Below are 18,131 nucleotides of genomic sequence, written 5' to 3'. Positions count from 1 at the left end.
CGGAGATCTCGCCCGGCCGGCGGGCCACGACGACGAGGACGGACAGGTCGGCGAGGCGTTCGGCGAACGCGGCGAGCCAGTACAGGGTCTCCTGGTCGGCCCAGTGGGCGTCGTCGATCAGCAGCACCAGCGGCCAGTCCCGGCGGGCCAGCCGGCGCACGGCGGCCACGAGTCCGTCGCACACGCCCTGCGGGTCGGCGTGCCGGTCGCCGGGGTCGGCTATGCCGAGGGCGGGGCCGGCGATGTCGTACCAGTCGCCGAGGTACTCGCGGGCCTCCTCCGGCAGCATCGACACCAGGGCGGGCTGCAGGAGTTGGCGTAAGACGTTGAAGGGGACGGAGCGCAGGGTCTCGCCGCCGCGGGCGGACCAGACGGTGCAGCCGCGCGACTCGGCGATGCGCCGGGTCTCCGCCAGCAGCGCGGTCTTGCCGAGTCCCGCCTCGCCCCGGAGCACCAGCAGGCCGCCGGGCGAGGAGCGGTCGGCGCACAGGATGTCGACGGCCTCCGTGAGGGCGGCGACTTCCTCGTCGCGCTCCCACAGGGAAGCCGAGGAAGCGGCCGGGGGCCGTACCTCCGTCATCCCGCTACCTCCCCGAGTCGCCCGAATGACGTACCGGTGTCGAACGTAGTCCTCTGTCCGCCCGAGCGGTGCCCGCTCGGCACACGTGTTGCCGTGACGGGTGACGAGGATCACGACGAGTCGACGCCCGTCATGTCCCACCAGCGGGTCCTGATGGTCAACAGCCGCCAGGGGCAGGGGGGATGAGGCTGCCGGGGCGGGGGCCACGCACGGCCACGGAAGTGACGGGGCGCACGGGCCGAGGGGGGCGGACAGGAACGCGCCGCCGCACCACCGGGCCCGGCGCGGTCCCGGCGCCGGAGGCCGGCCGGGTGCCGGGAGCGGTCCGGGTGGGGCTCTCTCATACGGCTTTCACCGTCGCCTCATACGGTGGGGGCATGACGCAGGTGACTCCTCCCGGGTGGTACCCCGATCCCGGGCAGACGAATGACGGACCGGCCACCGAGCGCTGGTGGGACGGCGCGGCCTGGACGGAGCAGGTCCGGCCGACGGGTTCGGCCGCCGCATGGGGTCCGCCCGCGCCGGACAGCACGGCCGGGCCGGCGTACCCGGCCTACCCGGTGTACCCCGCCGCGCCGCCGCCCGGACGGAGCCACAAGGTGCGCAACGGCATAGCCGTCGCGGTGGCCGTCGCCGTCCTGGCGAGCATCGGCGTGGGGGTGTACGCGCTGGCGGACGACCGCGGGGGCGGGAACGCCACGGCCTCGCAGTCGCCCGGAGCACGGGACGGCGGGCCGGACGGCGACCAGGACGGCGGCCGTGGCGGCGGGGGCGAGGAGTCCGGGCCGGACGCGTCCGAGCCGCCGCGGGTGGAGAGCGGGTCGGTGACGGACGCGCTGAGCGGCATCAGCCTGCCCGTCCCCGAGGGCTGGTACGGCCAGGAACTCCAGGTGGGCGCCGCGGTGACGTCGAAGGACTCCTACGACTGCCCCGGCAACACGTCCAAGAGCTGCACCAAGGGCGGTGCGTACTCGGCGCCGGCCGTGGCGCTGGGCAGCCGGGGCGCCACCGCCGAGGAGGTCGCCAAGGCGGACATCGCCGAGAACGCGGAGGAGAGCTACGGCGGGGACGCCTACGGAAAGATCACCTCGCACGACGTGCTGGCGTCCAAGGCGGTCACCGTGGCCGGGCAGAAGGGCTATCTGGTGCGCTGGAAGGCGGTCACCAGCAAGGGCTCCGACGGGTTCGTCCAGTCGCTCGCCTTCCCGTCCCCCGCGCAGCCCAAGCAGATCGTCGTGGTGCGCTTCGGGGTCGACACCGACCAGACGCAGGCCGTCCTCGACGAGATCGTCGAGGGCATCGAAGTGGCGGCGGGCGGCGGGGGCGACGGGCAGGACGTCTGACACGCCGTGGGTGCCGGCCGGGTGGGACACCCCTCCGCTCAAGAGGAGTCCCACCCGGCCGGGATACGCGCCGCCCCCGTCCCCACGGTGCGGCGCGTGCGGGCCGCCGTCCGGTCGTGCCGGTGCGACGGCCCGGGTCTCATCGGAGGCCGAGCGCCGGCAGTACGGCGGCCTCGACGAACCGGGTCAGGTAGTCCGCGTCCGCGTTCCGTCCCTCCAGCAGGGGCCGGCCCCGCAGGACGCCGAAGATCTGCGCCGGGACGTACTCCAGCGCCGGATCGCCGGGATCCACCTCCCCGCGTTCGGCGCCGCGCCGCAGGATCAGCGCCAGCGCGGCGAGCTCCGGGTCCACCAGCGCCTCGCGCAGCGCCTGTGCCAGCTCCGCGTCCCGGGTCACCGCGTGGCCGAGCGCCTGGAGCAGGGTGGTGTCCTCCGGCGACCACTCCCCCGCGCGGCGCGCCACCTCCCGCAGGTCCCCGGCGAGGGTACCGGTGTCGATACGGGCGAGCCGCGCCTGTCCGCTGGAGCGCAGGGCCGCGGCGACGAACCGGGGCTTGCTCCCCCACTGCCGGTACAGCGTCGACTTGCTGCACCGGGTGCCGGCGGCGATGCCCTCCATGGTCACCGCGTCGTAGCCGTGAACCCGGATCTGGTGCAGCACGGCGTCGAAGAACTCCCGCTCGCGCTCCGGGGTGATCTTGGAGCGGCGGGAGGTGCCGACCGGTCCGGGCCGGTCCACGTCCTGCGACGTCATGGTGCGCGCTCCTCGCTCCTCGGGTGGGTCCGGCGTTCGCCGCCGCGCCACTCTACCGGTACGCACGCGTATCGGTACACCGGCGTATCGGTACGTGTTCGTTTCGATGAGCGAGGGCCGTCCGGCGACCGTGGGATTCGCGCCAGATTGCGCGCTGACTGTTTCCGGCCGAACCGCGAGCGGCGTGCGCGCGTCGCACCGGCCGCCCGGTTCCGCGGGGCACGCGGGACCCGGACGGCCGCACACCCCTGTGGCCAGCGGCCGTGGCCGCCGACGCGGGAGCGGGGACCGGCGGACGCGTGCCGCGGAGGCCGCCGGCATCCGGGCGAGGGCGTGCGAATCCGTCGTTTTCGGCCGGGCGGGCACAGCCGCCGCGCCCTTCCCGGGGCCTGGGGGGCGGCGCATTGCGTCCGGTGCGGTTCGCTCGTGCGTACGTGTCGTGTTCCCGCCGGTCGGATCAGGGCACATGGCCCGTGGCTCGGGGGGCGAGTGCCGACTGCCCCGGGCTCGGCCGCTGACCAGAGGTGGGGGACATGGTTCGTACTGTCGTGGTGCACAACGAGGAACTGCTGCGATCGGCATTGGTGCAACTGCTGAGGTCCGATGCCGCGCTGGAGGTCTCGTCCCGGGCACCCGGCGCCGACCTGCCGGATCGTGACGTATTACCGACCGACGTGTGGGTCGTGGACGGCGACTGTCTGTGGGGTCCCGGGCAGACGCACGACGCGTCCTTCCGGGCGCGGCGCGGGGACCGGCTCGTCGTGCTGACGACCGCCACGCGTCCGGGGATACTCCGCCGGGCGTTCGACGGCGGTGCTCTCGGGCTGGTCGACAAGAACGCTCCGGCACAACGGCTGATCACGGCGGTGCACACGGTCGCAAAGGGTGAACGCTTCCTCGACGAGACGCTCACCGTCGCCCTGCTGGAGGGCGCGGCGATGCCGCTGACCACCCGTGAACTGAGCGTGCTGTCCCTCGCCTCACAGGGGGCGCCCATGGCCGAGATAGCGGCCCGTCTGCACCTCTCCCGGGGCACCGTCCGCAACTACATGGCCGCGGCCATACGGAAGATGGGCGCCCGCAACCGGGTCGACGCGATACGCATCCTCCAGAGCGCCGGCTGGACGTAGGCGCGCGGCGGTCCGGGTTACGGACGGCCCGCCGCCGTCAGCGCCGGCGGGCCGGTCCGCCCTGCCAGTGGCCCGTCAGGTCCCGGTAGAGCGGCGAGCGGTCCAGCACCTCGTCGTGCGTGCCGCACACGGCGTCCGTTCCGTCCAGGACCAGCACCCGGTCGGCGCGTACGGCGGACGACAGGCGGTGCGCCACCACCAGGAGCGTTCCCGGGCGCCGTGCGAGGGCCTCCTCCGCGCGCGCCTCGGCGGCGGGGTCGAGATGGCAGGTGGCCTCGTCGAGCAGCAGCAGGGGGGCGGGTGACACCCAGGCGCGGGCCAGCGCGACGAGTTGCCGCTCGCCGTGGGAGAGTTCGGCGGGCCGCACCGGTGCGTCGAAACCGCCCAGCCGCTCCACCAGGGGCCGCAGGCCGAGGGCGTCGACGGCCGCGTCGAGGTCCGCGCGGCTCGCGTCCGGGCGGAGGTAGGTGAGGTTGTCGCTCAGGGTGCCGGAGAAGACGTACGCCTCCTGCGGCACCAGGACGCGCAGCGCGGCGAGTTCGGCGGACGGCCGCCCGGTCACCTCCCGGCCGTCCACCCTGACCTCGCCGCCGCTGGGCGCCAGCGTGCCCGCGACCAGGCGGGTGAGGGTCGACTTGCCGATGCCGCTGGGGCCGACGACGGCGAGGTGCTCGCCCGGGGCGACGCACAGGTCGAGCGAGTCGAGGACCGGTTCGGCGCGCACGCCGTAGGACAGCGTCACGGACCGCAGTTCCACGGCCGCCGTCCGGGCGCGGTCCGCCGGGCGTCCCCCCAGGTCCGGTGCGTCGTCGCCGGGGCAGGGGACGGCGGCCGTCACCCGGGCGGTGACGGCCCCGCCGCCCGCGCCGGGGGCCGGACGGGGCGCTGCCCCGGGTGCGGGCTCCGGATGGGTGGCCGCCGGCACCCGCACGCCCCCCGCCCCCCCGGCCCGCTCCGGCTCCGCTGCCCGGGTCCGCTCCGGCCGCGGCTCCGGCTGCTCCGGTCCGATGATGCGGTCGAGGACGACCAGCAGCCGGGACCCGGCCGCCCCGAGCGCGGTCATCAGCGTGTGCAGGGCGGGCAGCAGCGACTGGACGAGGTAGGTGAAGGCGCCGAGCAGCGCGCCCGCCGTCACCCCCCGCCCGCGCAGCCACGGAACGGCCAGCAGCAGCGCCAGGACCGGCAGGTGACCCGCGACCCCGAGCGCCGCCGTGCGAACCGCCGCCCAGCCGGCCAGGACACGGGCCGCCGCCGCGGCACCCTCGATCAGCTCCGCGCCGCGCCTCGCCGCCGCGGGCCCGGTCCCGCAAGCGGTCAGGTCCCGCAACGCCGCCCGCGACCGGGCCGCGTGGTCGCCCAGGGCCTCGTCGGCCGCCAGCGCGCGTCGCTGCGCCGCCGCCATCGGGCGCAGCGTCACCAGGAACAGCCCCAGACCGAGCGACAGCGGGGGAAGCACCACCACCAGGAGGGAGGGATGCAGCGACAGCAGCCCCAGCAGCGCTCCGGCGGCGGTGAAGACGAACGAACGGAGCGTCAGGACGAGACCGGCGAAGCTGTCCCGGGCGATCTCGACCTGGTTCGTCAGCCGGGAGACGGCCGCCCGGTCCGTCCCGCCGGGACCGCCCGCGGCGGCGGGTCCCAGGGACCGGTCGACCGCGTGCCGCACCAGACCGTCGCGCAGCGGCTCCGTCAGACCGGCCAGCTGGGCGAACACGCCCCGGATCACCGGGGCGCCGAGCAGCACGGCCACCAGCGCGACCGTGAGCCAGAGCAGCCCCCGGCGCGTGTCACCGGCGAGGAACCCCTGGTCGACGGCCCGGGCGACTCCGTACCCCACGAGGAACGCCTGCCCGGTCTCGGCCAGCGACCAGAGGCCGAGCCGCACCAGGACCCCGGAGCGGCGGGTGAGGAACCGGCGGGCGTGCGGTGCGAGGCGCCGCACGGCTCCGGACCCGTCGTCCTCTTGGCGCACCGCCCTGGACTCGTCGTCGGTTACCCGCCCCGCTCCGGACCCGTGGTCCGTTCCGCGCGTGTCCGCGGACGCGGCGCGGCGGGTCACGGCCGTGCTCCCTCGGGTGCGGGCCGGTGTGTGGCTCCGTCGTCCGGCGCTTGCCGGGCCCCGGCCGGGCCGGCGGCGAAGACCGCCCGGTAGCCGGCCAGTTCCCACAGGTCGTCATGCGGCGCGACGGCCCGCACTTCCCCCTCCTCCAGCCAGATCACCAGGTCCGCCCGGGCCGCCACCGACGGGCGGTGCGCGACGACCAGCCTGGTCCCGGGACGCACCGACCGGCGCAGCGCCCGGTCCACCTCGTGCTCGGTGGCGGTGTCCAGGCCGGACGTCGCGTCGTCCAGGATCAGCAGCCGTCCGGCGTGCGCGAACGCCCGTGCCAGACCCAGGCGTTGGTGCTCGCCGCCCGAGAGAGGCGCCGCGGCCAGCGGGGTGTCGTACCCGTGCGGCAGCCGGCGCACGAACCCGTCGGCTCCCGCGGCTCGGCAGGCTTCCCGCACCTGCTCGGGCGAGACCCGCCGAGGTCCGGTGGCGACCATCTCGGCGACCGTGCCCCCGGCCGGGGCGGGGCGTTCGAAGGCGTAGCCGACCTCGGTGCGCAGGGCGTCGCGGGTCAGCCGGTCGAGGCGGACGCCGTCCAGCAGCACGTGTCCCTCGTCGGGGTCGACCAGCCGCCCCGCCACGGCGGCCAGGACGGACTTCCCCGCTCCGCTGCGGCCGACCACCGCGGCCGTGGCGCCGCCCGGCACCCGCACGCCGTCGGCGCGCAGCACCTGCCTGCCGTCACGCACCACGCGTACCCCGCGCAGTTCGAGATCGCCCCGCCCGGCCGGCGGCAGCCGGCGTGTCCCGTGGACCAGCGCGGGGACACGGGCCAGGGCCAGGGTCCGGTTCCGTGCCTCGCGGCCGCGCACCACCGCGCCCAGCAGGGACGCGGCGCCACCGATGCCGGCCGTCAGCTGCGCGTAGCGGATCACGGCGAGGAGTTCGCCCACGCTCAGGGCGCCCGAGGCGAGCCGCAGGCCGCCGACGGCCGTGGCGGCGAGGGTGAGCAGGGGGACCAGGACCCCGCTGCGGGCCAGGGCGCGTCCGTGGAGCACCCACATGTGCCTGCCCTGGGCGGCCAGCCGGTCCAACGGCGCCAGCACACGGGCCCGTTCACGGGCGCGGGTGCCCGCCGCGCCGATCGTCGCCGCGCCCTCCATGGCCTCCAGCAGCCGGGAGGCGATCTCCGCCTGCGTCTTCTGGTAGGCGCCGACCGAGGCGCCGGTGTCCCGGGCGAAGGCCCGCAGGACGAACCCCAGGGCGGGCAGCCCGGCCAGCACGCAGGCGGCCACCCACAGGTCGACGACGGCCAGCGCCGCCAGCGCGCCCACGGGCGTGGCCATCGAGGCCGCCAGCGCCGCCCGGGCCGCCGGGGCGGCTCCGGCGTCGGCGGCGTTCAGGGTCAGCCGGGTCCCGACGTCCCCCGGCGCGTACGTCCGTGCCCGGTCCGGTACGGCTCGCAGGAGGCCGTCGAGGGCACGGGACCGGACGGACGCCGTCCAGGCGGCATTGCAGCGTCCGGTGAACAGGGAGGTGAGGCTGTCGAGCAGCAGCTCGCCCACGAGGAGCGCAACGCTCAGCATCAGCCAGCGTCCCGCGGCGCCGGCGGTGTCGCCGTCGCGCAGGAGCAGATCCAGTGTGCGGCCGAGAACGTAGGGCTGGGCCACGGTCACCGCGGCCGAAGCGACCGAGCACAGCAGCACCAGCGCTTCGGGGGCGCGGCCCGGCGTCGCACCGCCGGCTGCGCCGCCCGCCGTGCCCGCGCGCCGTGCCCGGGACCCGCTCCTCGGCACCGGCCCGCCTCCTTCCGTGCGTCCCACCGGGTCGGGACACCGGCCGCGCGACCGGCCGGCCGAGGTGTCCGTGCATGCGGGTACCGGCGCCCCGGGCGGAAACCCGGAGCGCCGGTACCGGGCGGCAGGGCTCACCGCGTCACCGCGGTGGCCGGCCCGTGTGTCAGTTACAGGTCGTGATGCTCAGGCTGCTGTCGCCGCAGAGCAGCAGGCTCGCGCGGCTGCCGGTCTCCACGTCCCCCATGGCCTCTTCCTTGGGGGTCTCCATCGACTGCAGGTCGAACAGGTTCATGACGTCTTCCCTTCGTACGGCGACAGGTTGTCGTCTTTCATCACGACCCCAGGAGGGGCCGAGTCATGGGGCCGCCGGGTGGGCGGCGGGAGGAACGGCAGACCGGCGGACCGGGTGCCGCGGACGGAGGCGACGGCGAGCAGGCATCCGGCCGTGCCCGTGGAGAGGTCCATCGACAGGCGCATCATCTGCTCGCCGGGGAAGGCGAGCCGGCCGCGGTAGGACATCGCGTGCCAGGAGAGCGCGTCGAGCTGCCGCCGGATGGCCTCGGGACCGGTGCCGGGCATCCCGGCCGTCGTGCGGCCGAGGTGCAGCACCATCCCGGCCACCCCCCGGTACAGGCCCGGCTGGGCGTAGAACATGGCCTGCGCCGCGGCCACGATCTCGCCTCTCGCCCGGGCGAAGTCCTCGTCCTGGCGGTGCGCCAGGTAGTCGTCGAGCACCATCCCGATGCCCACGCTGCCCGCGCCCAGGTAGGGCATGGTGCGCCAGCCCTCGTCGACCTGGAGCGCGCCGCCCGCGCCGCGTACGCACCGGGCGAGGTCCCGGCGCAGCTCGTCGCGCGCGAGGTCGAGCAGAGCGGGGTCCCGGTCGGCTTCGTACAGCCGCAGGAAGAGCAGGGCCCGCCCGGCGGCGCCGTGCAGCAGGCCCGCGCGGCCCCGGCCGGCGCTCCCGTCCCCGGCGGACCCGCTCCGGGCGGTCAGCTCGGCGCAGCGCCGCGCGGCGGTGCGCAGGGCGCTCTCCCCCGTAGCCGCGGCCAGCGAGTCCAGGGCCAGGCCCAGTCCGGCGGTGCCGCTGTGCAGGTCCGGGGCCAGGTCGTCGAAGGGCTGGTCGAGGAGCAGTTCGGCGAGGTCGAGGGCGCGGTCGCGGTGACCGAGGTGTTCCAGCGTCCAGGCGACACCGGCGAGGCCGTCGTGGAAACCGAGCGGCATGCCCGACGGCGGTTGCTTGGTCCGCTCCAGGAGCCACTGTTCCCCGTCCTCGTACCGGCCCGCGCCGCTCTCGGCCAGCGCGTACAGCACTCCTGCCGCGCCGTGGCCGAAGGCCAGTCCGCCGCCGGCCGTGCCGAACTGGGCGATGTCGCCGGGGAAGAGGCGGTCGGTGCGGGACGGTGTCGCCGAGGCGCGGATCGCCGCGGCCATCGAGTCCCGGCTGCTGGGCCAGTCGCCGGGGCGGACCGGGACCACCGGTCCGTCCTCCCGTACGGCCGCCGGGGTGCCGGCGGGCTCGGTGGCGGCGCTGCGGGTGATCTCGTCGACCGCCGCGTCCAGGAACGCCCGGTCCACGGGGAACTGTCCGGCCACCACGTCGGCGAGGTGGGCCGCCTTGCGCCGGTCCAGGGCCAGCAGGCTGGTCAGCGGGAGGAACAGCGCGAGCCGCAGACAGGCCAGCGCGTACCGGTCCACCGCGACGCCCCTGCGGTCGGACGGTGCCACGAACCCCGGGTTGGCGACGGTCTGCCGGCCGGCTTCGCCGACCTGGTGCGCGGCCTCGAAGTCCAGCAGGGCGACGCTGTCGTCCTCGCGGATCATGATGTTGAACAGGTGCAGGTCGTTGAAGACCACACCGCGGGCGTGGACGTCCTCCACGGCGCGTTCCACCCGGGCGTGGACGTCGAGGGCCCAGGCCGTGTACTCGGCCAGCCGCTCCTCGCCGGGGTCGGCCTCGATGAGCGGGTGACGGCGGGCGAAGAACGTGTTGAGCGGCTTGCCGTCGATGTGCTCCATCACCAGGAAGTGGTGTTCGCCGACGGTGAAGTGGTCGAGCACCTCGGGGGTGCAGTCGAGACCGGACAGGCTCTCCAGCGCGCGGCGTTCACGGTGCAGCCGGGTGACGGCGTCCGCGCCGTCGGCCGCCAGGCCGGCGTGCGGACGGGCCTCCTTGAGGACGACCCGCTGCCCGGTGCGGGAGTCGCGGGCGAGGTAGACACCGCCGCCGTTGGAGAAGTGCAGTGCCGACTCGATGGCGTAGGGCAGACCGGCCACGGTCAGCGCGTCGCGTGCCTCCAGGTGCGGACGCAGGAACGCGGGCGGTTCCACCCAGTCCGGTACGCGGAAGACGGGGCCGCGCAGATCGGGCACGAGCACCCCGTCGGGGCCGGTCACGGCCGGACGCAACTCCCCGTTCGCGTCGTAGCAGTTGCGCCGGGTGAACCCGCCGTAGCGGACGTGCACGGGGCCGTCGCCGAGCCGCAGGTCGCTCAGGATGTGCGGTCCGGGTTCGCCGGCCAGCAGCCGCCCCAGCTCGTCCGCGAGCTGTTCGAACCGCTCCTCGTCCGCCGGGTAGACGGTGATGAACTTGCCGCTGCCGGAGCGGTCCGCGTACTTGGCGTTGCGCTGGTGCAGCAGGTAGCGGCTGGGGACGAACTTGAAGGCGGTGCCGCCGGCGACGCAGTGCCGCCACACCCGTTCCAGCACGGACTCGGCGTTGTCGAGGCACGCGGAGACGTGGATCTTCCAGCCCTGGTCGGGCAGTTCGGCGTCGGTCGGACGCAGGGCGAGCCAGTCCCCGCTCTCGTTGCGCTGCCATCCCTCCGGGACGGGCCACGAGGCGGCGGCGTACCGGGTGCGCCCCGCGCCGGCCGCGGAGACGGTGCGGTGCGGAGCGTCGTAGAAGTACGGGTCCGCGTCGCAGTACACGGCATAGCCCTTGTTCACGCCGTCTCCCTCCCGTCCGGTCGCTGACGGGGAAGACGCTGTCACGGTGCGTACCGTCCCGCACAGTCACCGCTGTCATCACCTTGATGTGCGGAACGCACGAGTAACCACGGACGTCGCGCCGGGGTGAAGGCGACCGGGGTGCCCGGTGGAAGGGTCAGCGGGCCGCGTGTGCCGCCCGGTCCGGGATCCGCACGGCCGCTCCCGCGGCCTCCAGTCCGTGAGAGCGGGCGTGGTGACGTCGTTCGATGCCGTCGAGGTCCTGGTGGGTGCCGAAGGCCGGGTGGGCGGCCAGGCGGCGGGCGCAGAGGGCGGGGTGGTCCGTGCTGTCGGCCTCCCGCTCCGCGTGGCCCCGCGCTTCGCCGGCCCGCGGACCTGCGTCCATGAGCGGATCCGGGCGGCGAAGCGCGGCGTCCCGCGGTCAGGACAGGTACGCCTCCACCTCGCTGAACTGGGCGGCCGGCCAGCCGGTGTTGCCGGTGACGTGCAGCCGGAGGTGGCGGAGGTCGCCGCTGACGGGGATCGTCACCGTGTTGCCGGTGGCCGGGTCGAAGCGGTAGGCCCGCGAGGCCACCACCGTCGCGTAGGACGCACCGTCGGTGCTGCCCTGGACGGACAGGGTCTGCGTCCGGGCCTGCCACGCGGCCTGCGGGGGCAGCTTCAGCACCAGTCGGCGCACCGGCCGGACGGTGCCGAGGTCGACGGTCAGGGACTGCGGGAAGGCGTGGTTGGCGGACTCCCAGTAGCTGTGTGCGTCGCCGTCGACCGCCTTGCCGGGGGTGTAGACGTCCTGGGAGCCCGTGGCGGAGGCCGGCCGGCCCTGCGCGAGGTTGCGGTCCGGGTCGGGGCCGGGTTCGCCCTCGCCGGGCCGGGGCCAGGTGGAGCAGTCGGACCAGGTGCTGCCCCAGCCCGAGTTGCCGCCGCCGTCGGTGACGGTGAAGGTGCCGGAGCCGGAGGGATGGGGGCAGTTGTAGACGCCGGCCGATCCGACGCCGGTCGCCGTGACGTTGCGGAAGGTGGCGGCGCCCTGCGTCTCCGCCTGCACGACGACCGTGCCCGCCTTGGTCACGGTGGCACCGTCGACGGTGATGTTCTTCGCGGCGTACCCGCGTCCGCTGCCGGAGACGAACTCGAAGGCGCTGTAGGGGCTGTCGGTGAGGGTCGTGCCGGTGATCCTGACCTGCGCCTCGATGGCGCTGTCGTAGGAGTCGACGCGCAGGGCGCCCATCGGGTGGTTCCAGTTGGGGTTCATGGCGCCCGTGCGGACCAGGGTGTTGCCGTCGACGGTGATCGTGCCGGCCAGGGGGTGGAAGGGGTCGAGGAACTTCTGGTTGGAGATCGCGATGCCGCTGCCGAGGGCGTTGGTGTCGGTGACCAGGTTGTTCCGGACGGTGATGTCGGTGCCGCCGTAGATCGCGATGCCGTTGGCGAGGTTGGGCTGGGAGACGGTGTTGTTCTCGAAGCTGCTGTCGGAGTTCGGCGCGTGCAGCGACCACATGGCGAGGGCGTCGTCGCCCTGGTTGCGCAGGAAGTTGTTGCGGACCCTCACTCCGCGCGCGTTGCCGTTGAGGTTGAGGCCGTCGGCCGTCATGTCGAGGAACCGGTTGTTCTCGACGACGAGGTTGTCGTTGCTGCCGGTCAGCCAGAGCCCCACCTTGAGGTGCTGAAGCCACATGCCGGAGACGGAGGAGCCCGGGCCGAGGGAGCCGTTGACGAAGTTGTCGGGGCTGGAGTCGACGCGTTCGGTGACCTCGCCGATGACCGCGAAGTCCTTGAGGTGGACGTTGCCGGAGGAGCTCTGCTGGTCGATGAAGCGGGAGCCGCGGACGATCGAGTGCCAGTGGCCCGCACCCCGGAGGGTGACGTTCTGGACGCCGCTCAGCGAGGAGGTGAGCCGGTACTCGCCCGGCGGGATCCACACCACTCCCCCGGGTGCGGCGGCGATCGCCTCTCGGAAAGCCTGGGTGGAGTCGGCCGCGCCGCTGGGGTCGGCGCCCTTGTCGGTCACGGAGACCGACCCGGCGGGCCGGTCCGCGGGAGCGGACGCCTGCTCGAAGTCGGCGACGTCCACGGTGACCTGGACGCCGGTGGCCTGGAGGGCGACGGTGTCGCCGGCCCGGACGTCGGTGCCCAGCAGCAGACGGGAGTTGTCGTAGAAGTGGTGGGTCCGGGCGCCTGCGATCCAGGGTGTGTCGACGTAGGAGTACCTGGACGTCACCGGCAGGGTCCGTGCCAGTTTCCGGCCGTTGACGTACACGTCGAGCGAGCCGGACCGGCCGTCGGGGACGCTGTAGGAGACGTTCACGGCGTTGGCCGCGCGCGGCACGCTGAACTCGACGCGCTGTCCGGCGTCGAGGCGTACGGCCCGGCGGCCGGAGGCCTCGGAGGCGAGGGTGCCCTGCGTGTGGTCCGGGCCGATGGTCGTGCCGGTGCCGGTCGCCGCCTCGGCCTCGACCGAGGTGAAGGGGAGGGTGGCGCCCGCGGCGGCGTGGGCGGGTGCGGGCGCGAGGGCGACGAGCATGCCGGCGGCGACGGCGACGACCGTACCGATGGCCGACATGCTCCTGACAGAAGATCCGGTGGCGCTCATGGTGGTCCCTTCGTGGTGGGGGTGCGGGACAGGCGGGGGCGGTCTCAGGCGCGCAGCCAGACCGCGGTGTCCTTCGGCAGGCGTCCGTCGGGGTCCAGGGGGCCGCTCGCGAGGAGCGGCGCCGACCGGGCGGGGAGGGCGGCGGGTGTGTCGGCGAGGTTGACCACGCACAGGGCGCCGCCGTCCGCGCGGGCGAAGGCGAGCACGCCGTCGGGGGCGGGCAGCCAGGTGAGCGGGCCGTCGCCGAAGACGGGGCGCAGCCGGATCGCCTCGCGGTACAGGGTGAGCGTGGAGCCGGGGTCCCGGGCCTGCCGGTCGGCCGCGTACGAGGCCCAGCCGGCGGGCTGGGGCAGCCACGGTTCGCCGCCGAAGCCGGCGTGCGGCGCGTCCGCGGTCCACGGCAGCGGCACCCGGCATCCGTCACGTCCGGGGTCGGTGCCGCCGGAGCGGGCGTGCATGGGGTCCTCGATGCGGTCGAGCGGGATGTCGGCCTCGGGCAGGCCGAGCTCTTCGCCCTGGTAGAGGTAGACCGTGCCGGGCAGGGCCAGGGAGAGCAGGGCTGCGGCGCGGGCCCGGCGGGTGCCGAGGGCGAGGTCGGTCGGGGTGCCGAAGGTCTTGGTGGCGAAGTCGAAACCGGTGTCGGCGCGGCCGTAGCGGGTGACCGTGCGGGTGACGTCGTGGTTGCACAGCACCCAGGTGGCGGGCGCGCCGACCGGCGCGTGCTCGGCGAGGGTGTCGTCGATGGAGGCGCGCAGCCGGGCCGCGTCCCAGGGGCAGGTCATGAAGGAGAAGTTGAACGCGGTGTGGAGTTCGTCGGGGCGCAGGTAGCGGGCGAAGCGTTCGGTGTCCGGGAGCCAGACCTCGCCGACGAAGACGGCGCCGTACTCGTCGGCGACGGCCCGCCAGCCGCGGTAGATGTCGTGGAGTTCGTCGCGGTCGACGTAGGGGTGCGGGTCGCGGCCGGCCACGAAGTCCGGCAGCCGGGGGTCCTTCGCGGGCAGCGCGGCGGAGTCGACGCGGACTCCGGCGACGCCCCGCTCGAACCAGAAGCGCAGGATGTCCTCGTGCTCCCGGCGGACGGCGGGGTGCGCCCAGTTGAGGTCGGGCTGTTCGGGTGCGAACAGGTGGAGGTACCAGTCGCCGTCCGGCAGCCGGGTCCAGGCGGGGCCGCCGAACTCCGACCGCCAGTCGTTCGGCGGGCGTTCGCCGTGCTCGCCGCGTCCGGGGCGGAAGTGGAACAGGTCCCGCTCGGGCCCGCCCGCGAGCGCCGCCCGGAACCAGGGGTGCTGGTCGGACACGTGGTTGGGCACGATGTCGACGATCGTGCGGATGCCGAGTTCCCGGGCCTCGGCGATGAGTTTCTCCGCCTCGGCGAGGGTACCGAAGGCCGGGTCGATCGCCCGGTAGTCGGCGACGTCGTAGCCGCCGTCCTTCATCGGGGACAGGTACCAGGGGTTGAACCACAGGGCGTCGACGCCGAGTTCGGCGAGGTACGGCAGCGCGGCGCGGACGCCCGTGAGGTCGCCGGTGCCGTCGCCGTCACCGTCGGCGAAGCTGCGGACGTACACCTGGTAGATGACGGCGGAGCGCCACCAGTCGTCGTCGCGGTCGGGGGTGGGCTGTCCCACGGTGCGTGCCTTTCTCTCGGGTGGATGAGGCGCGGTGTCAGCCCTTGGTGCCGCCCGCGCTGATTCCGGCGATGATGTGCCGCTGGAAGACGAGGAACAGCGCGACCATGGGGATGCTGGCGATGACCATCGCGGCGATGAGCACGGTCAGCTGGATGTTCTGCGACAGTTGCACGAGGGCCACGCTGATCGGCTGCTTCCCGGTGTCGGAGAAGACCATCAGGGGCCACAGGAAGTCCTGCCAGACGGCGACCAGCGCGAAGATCGACACGACGCCGAGGACGGGCCGCGACATGGGCAGCACGATCGACCACAGGGTGCGCAGCCTGCCCGCGCCGTCCATCTCGGCCGCCTCGAGCACGTCCCCGGGAAGCTGGTCGAAGAACCGCTTGAGCAGGTAGAGGTTGAAGGCGTTGGCGACGGCCGGCAGCCAGATGGCGAGGGGGTCGTTGAGCAGTCCGAGGTCCGCCACGGTCAGGTACTTCGGTACGACGAGGGCCTGGGCCGGCACCATCAGCGTCGCGAGGATGCCGCCGAGGATCAGGGTGCCGAAGGCGGGCCGGAGCCTGGAGAGCGCGTAGGCGGCGGCCGTGCAGAACACGAGCTGGAACAGCCAGGCGCCGGCCGCCTGCACCACCGTGTTCCACAGGTGGGCCGGCAGTCTCATCAGTTCCCAGGCATCGGTGTAGCCGCTGGTGCTCCACCTCTCGGGGAGGAGGGTGGGCGGGGTGCGGGCCACCTCGTCCGGTGACTTCATCGCGCCGCTCGCCATCCAGTAGACGGGGAAGAGGAAGGCGAGCGCGAAGAGCACCACGACGCCCGTGAAGACGGTCCAGTAGGCGGCCTTGCCGCGCGGGCGGGCCAGGACGGCCGGGGACACCAGGGTGCGGGTGTTCATGCGGCCTCCTCTCCGGAGCGGGTGAGGCGGAGGTAGACGGCGGAGAACACGCCCAGCAGGGCGAGGAGCATCACGCTCAGTGCGCAGGCGCCGCCGAAGTCGTTGTAGAGGAAGGCGTACTTGTAGATGAGGTAGAGGACGGTCACGGTCGAGTTCTCCGGACCGCCGCCGGTGATCACGAAGGGTTCGGTGAACACCTGCATGGTGGCGATGATCTGGAGCAGCATCAGCATGAGGATCACGAAGCGGGTCTGCGGGACCGTCACGTGGCGGACGCGCTGGAGCAGGTTCGCGCCGTCCAGTTCGGCGGCCTCGTAGAGTTCGCCGGGGACGGACTGCAGGGCGGCCAGGTAGATGAGCACGGTGCCGCCCATGTTGGCCCAGGTGGCGACGACGACCAGGGAGATCAGCGCGGTGTCGGCACCGTTGGTCCAGTGGGACGTGGGCAGGTGGAGGAGGCGCAGGGCCTCGTTGGCGAGGCCGGCGCCCGGGTCGTAGAACCACTTCCACAGCAGGGCGCTGACCACGGGCGGGATCATCACGGGCAGGTAGACGACGACCCGGAAGAAGGCTCTGGCGTGCCGGAGTTCGTTGAGGACGAGGGCCAGGACGAAGGGGATCGCGAAGCCCAGCAGCAGGGCGAGCAGGGTGAAGGTGAGCGTGTTGCGCCAGGCGGCGCCGAATTCGGGGTCGTCGAGGACCCGGGTGAAGTTGGCGGTGCCGGCCCATTCGGGGTCCGAGCCCGGGGTGTACTTCTGGAAGGCGATCACGACGGCGCGGATCGCCGGGTACCAGGAGAACAGGGCGAAGCAGACGAGGCCGCCGAGGAGGAAGCCGTAGGCGCGCAGGTGGTCGGTGAGACGGCGCCGCCCTCGGGCCCCCGCCGGGGGTGGCGCCTTCACCGGGCGGACGCGTGGGGCCGCGGCCGGCCGTTCGGCCGTCTTCGTCACGGGTCAGCTCCGGGCGAGGATGCCGTCGATCTTGCCTGAGGCGTCCTTCAGGAGCCGGTCGATGTCCGCGTCCTCCTTGGTGAGGACGGCGGAGACGACCCCGTCGAGGACGGAGTAGAGCTGCTGGGCGTGGGGTGGCTCGATCTTCATCTCCAGGGCCTGGTTGCCGTCGAGGAACGCCTGGTAGTTCTCCACCGGGACGTTGGCGTTGGCCTTCTTGACCTGCTGGTCCCGGTCGTCGGCGGCGCCGGTGAACAGGCGGGGTTCGGGCAGGCCGACCGGGGCGTCGTGCTTCCTGGCGCGGGCGTGGTCGCCGAGGAATCCGTCGCCCGGGGTGAGGAACATGTGGTCGAGCCACTTCAGGCCGGCGCGGATCTGCTCGGGCGAGGCCTTCTTGTGGAACATGTAGCCGTCGCCGCCGATGAGGGTGGCCTTGCCGCCCGGCATGGGGGCCAGGGCCATGTCCTCGTAGGAGGCGCCCTTCTCCTTGACCAGGATGGGGATGTTGTCGGGGGCGGCGAGGTACATGCCGAGTCTGCCGGCGCCCATCATCTGCTGGACGTCGTTGATGACGAGCAGTTGCCTGCTGCCCATCGACTTGTCCTTCCACCGCATGTCGTGCAGCGTCCGGAGCACGGCGCGGCCCTCGGGCGTGTCGACGGTGGCCTTCTTGCCGCCGGCTCCGACGACATCGCCGCCACGGGAGTACAGCTCGGCGGTGAAGTGCCAGCCGCCCTGGTTCTGGGCGCTGTAGTCGGCGTATCCGACGGTGCCGTCGCCGAGCGCGGCGATCCTCCTGGCGGCGTCCCGGACCTCGGCCCAGGTGGTGGGCGGCCGGTCGGGGTCGAGGCCGGCCTTCTCGAACAGTTCCCGGTTGTAGACCAGCCCCATCGAGTAGCCGGTGCGCGGTATCCCGTAGATCCTGCCGTCGACGGTGTAGATGTCCCGCAGCTGCCGCTGGATGGAGTCGTAGCTCTTCAACTCCTTCACGTACGGGGTGAGATCGGCCGCCTGGTCGATGTCGACGACGTGCTTGGCGTCGGTGAAGTACGTGTAGAAGACGTCCTCCATCTGCCCGCCGGCGAGTTTGGCGTCGAACGTCTTCGGGTCCTGGCAGGGGAACGCGTCGTGCGGGACGACGTCGATGTCCGGGTTCTTCTTCTCGAAGGCGGCGACGTCCTCTTCGAAGAACCGCCGGTCGACCTCGGCGCTCCGGGGAGGCATGCAGTTGACGGTGATGCGGGTCTTGCCGTCGGCGGCTTCGCCGCCGTCCGATCCGCAGGCGGTGAGCGTGAGCGCGCCGACGCCGAGCGCGACGAGGGTACGACGGATCCCGGTGCTTCTCATCGGTGGACCCCTTAGAGGGCAGGAGCGAGTGAATCCCGCGGAACAGCAGCGGTGGCGGGGCACACTCAAGCACCGGCGACATCCCATCGCAAGATGTCGCGCAGATTTTGAAATTA

The 18,131-nt window shown here is 73.7% G+C and carries 13 protein-coding genes and 1 pseudogene; 2 read left to right on the top strand and 12 right to left on the bottom strand.

The genetic code is table 11. From position 1 onward, the window contains the following. On the bottom strand, positions 1 to 580 hold a 580-nt coding region (locus tag IE172_RS32240; RefSeq protein ID WP_190100897.1), incomplete at its 3' end, for an ATP-binding protein. Between the two features lie 377 nt (positions 581 to 957). Between IE172_RS32240 and IE172_RS32235 the strand changes: the two genes are divergently transcribed. Beyond that, positions 958 to 1,923, top strand: coding sequence for a DUF2510 domain-containing protein (locus IE172_RS32235; RefSeq protein ID WP_190100896.1), 966 nt, complete (start codon positions 958 to 960; stop codon positions 1,921 to 1,923). 139 nt (positions 1,924 to 2,062) lie between these two features. Here the strand turns inward: IE172_RS32235 and IE172_RS32230 are convergent, their stop codons facing one another. After that, on the bottom strand, positions 2,063 to 2,677 hold the full coding sequence (locus IE172_RS32230; RefSeq protein WP_190100895.1) for a TetR/AcrR family transcriptional regulator: 615 nt from the start codon (positions 2,675 to 2,677) through the stop codon (positions 2,063 to 2,065). Positions 2,678 to 3,210: 533 nt separating this feature from the next. On the opposite strand from IE172_RS32230, the gene IE172_RS32225 reads away from it, so the two are divergent. Then, positions 3,211 to 3,807: a response regulator transcription factor gene (locus IE172_RS32225; RefSeq protein ID WP_306432832.1), complete on the top strand. Its 597-nt coding sequence runs from the start codon at positions 3,211 to 3,213 to the stop codon at positions 3,805 to 3,807. Positions 3,808 to 3,844: 37 nt separating this feature from the next. Here the strand turns inward: IE172_RS32225 and IE172_RS32220 are convergent, their stop codons facing one another. From IE172_RS32220 to IE172_RS32175, 10 genes and pseudogenes are all read right to left on the bottom strand, one after another. Continuing rightward, entirely contained in the window at positions 3,845 to 5,779 is a 1,935-nt protein-coding gene (locus IE172_RS32220; RefSeq protein ID WP_190100921.1) for an ATP-binding cassette domain-containing protein, read from the bottom strand. Positions 5,780 to 5,862: 83 nt separating this feature from the next. Next, positions 5,863 to 7,653 (bottom strand): ABC transporter ATP-binding protein, encoded by a 1,791-nt coding sequence (locus IE172_RS32215; RefSeq protein WP_190100893.1) that lies wholly within the window; start codon positions 7,651 to 7,653, stop codon positions 5,863 to 5,865. Positions 7,654 to 7,816: 163 nt separating this feature from the next. Beyond that, positions 7,817 to 7,945 (bottom strand): mycelium formation morphogenetic lantipeptide SapB, encoded by a 129-nt coding sequence (gene ramS / locus IE172_RS32210; protein WP_003972313.1) that lies wholly within the window; start codon positions 7,943 to 7,945, stop codon positions 7,817 to 7,819. After that, entirely contained in the window at positions 7,942 to 10,602 is a 2,661-nt protein-coding gene (gene lanKC / locus IE172_RS32205) for a class III lanthionine synthetase LanKC (protein ID WP_190100892.1), read from the bottom strand. The genes ramS and lanKC overlap by 4 nt, the downstream gene beginning before the upstream one ends. A 157-nt stretch (positions 10,603 to 10,759) precedes the next feature. After that, a pseudogene (locus tag IE172_RS32200) lies at positions 10,760 to 10,924 on the bottom strand (glutathione S-transferase family protein); the annotation flags it as partial. A 99-nt stretch (positions 10,925 to 11,023) separates the two neighbouring features. Further along, positions 11,024 to 13,162, bottom strand: a complete 2,139-nt coding sequence (locus tag IE172_RS32195) for a discoidin domain-containing protein (RefSeq protein ID WP_438817030.1) — start codon at positions 13,160 to 13,162, stop codon at positions 11,024 to 11,026. 74 nt (positions 13,163 to 13,236) lie between these two features. Next, positions 13,237 to 14,820 (bottom strand): glycoside hydrolase family 13 protein, encoded by a 1,584-nt coding sequence (locus IE172_RS32190; RefSeq protein ID WP_190100890.1) that lies wholly within the window; start codon positions 14,818 to 14,820, stop codon positions 13,237 to 13,239. A gap of 37 nt (positions 14,821 to 14,857) precedes the next feature. Further along, positions 14,858 to 15,718, bottom strand: coding sequence for a carbohydrate ABC transporter permease (locus tag IE172_RS32185; RefSeq protein ID WP_190100889.1), 861 nt, complete (start codon positions 15,716 to 15,718; stop codon positions 14,858 to 14,860). Continuing rightward, the gene (locus tag IE172_RS32180; RefSeq protein ID WP_190100888.1) at positions 15,715 to 16,668 is read right to left on the bottom strand and encodes a carbohydrate ABC transporter permease; all 954 of its coding nucleotides are present in this window, start codon (positions 16,666 to 16,668) and stop codon (positions 15,715 to 15,717) included. Before IE172_RS32180 ends, IE172_RS32185 begins: the two co-directional genes overlap by 4 nt. Positions 16,669 to 16,671: 3 nt before the next feature. Next, positions 16,672 to 18,015 (bottom strand): ABC transporter substrate-binding protein, encoded by a 1,344-nt coding sequence (locus tag IE172_RS32175; protein ID WP_190100887.1) that lies wholly within the window; start codon positions 18,013 to 18,015, stop codon positions 16,672 to 16,674. Positions 18,016 to 18,131: the final 116 nt, after the last annotated feature.

This window comes from Streptomyces griseoflavus (assembly GCF_014649995.1).
Lineage (GTDB): Bacteria > Actinomycetota > Actinomycetes > Streptomycetales > Streptomycetaceae > Streptomyces > Streptomyces griseoflavus.
Note: the sequence above shows the minus strand (reverse complement) of the source record. Positions and strands in the feature narration are given on the sequence as shown.

Excerpts from the sequence above, each read along its gene's own strand:
- IE172_RS32225 (WP_306432832.1), top strand. The coding sequence starts at position 3,211 with ATGGTTCGTACTGTCGTGGTGCACAACGAGGAACTGCTGCGATCGGCA.
- IE172_RS32235 (WP_190100896.1), top strand. The coding sequence starts at position 958 with ATGACGCAGGTGACTCCTCCCGGGTGGTACCCCGATCCCGGGCAGACG.
- IE172_RS32230 (WP_190100895.1), bottom strand. The coding sequence starts at position 2,677 with ATGACGTCGCAGGACGTGGACCGGCCCGGACCGGTCGGCACCTCCCGC.
- ramS (WP_003972313.1), bottom strand. The coding sequence starts at position 7,945 with ATGAACCTGTTCGACCTGCAGTCGATGGAGACCCCCAAGGAAGAGGCC.
- IE172_RS32195 (WP_438817030.1), bottom strand. The coding sequence starts at position 13,162 with ATGTCGGCCATCGGTACGGTCGTCGCCGTCGCCGCCGGCATGCTCGTC.
- IE172_RS32185 (WP_190100889.1), bottom strand. The coding sequence starts at position 15,718 with ATGAACACCCGCACCCTGGTGTCCCCGGCCGTCCTGGCCCGCCCGCGC.
- IE172_RS32175 (WP_190100887.1), bottom strand. The coding sequence starts at position 18,015 with ATGAGAAGCACCGGGATCCGTCGTACCCTCGTCGCGCTCGGCGTCGGC.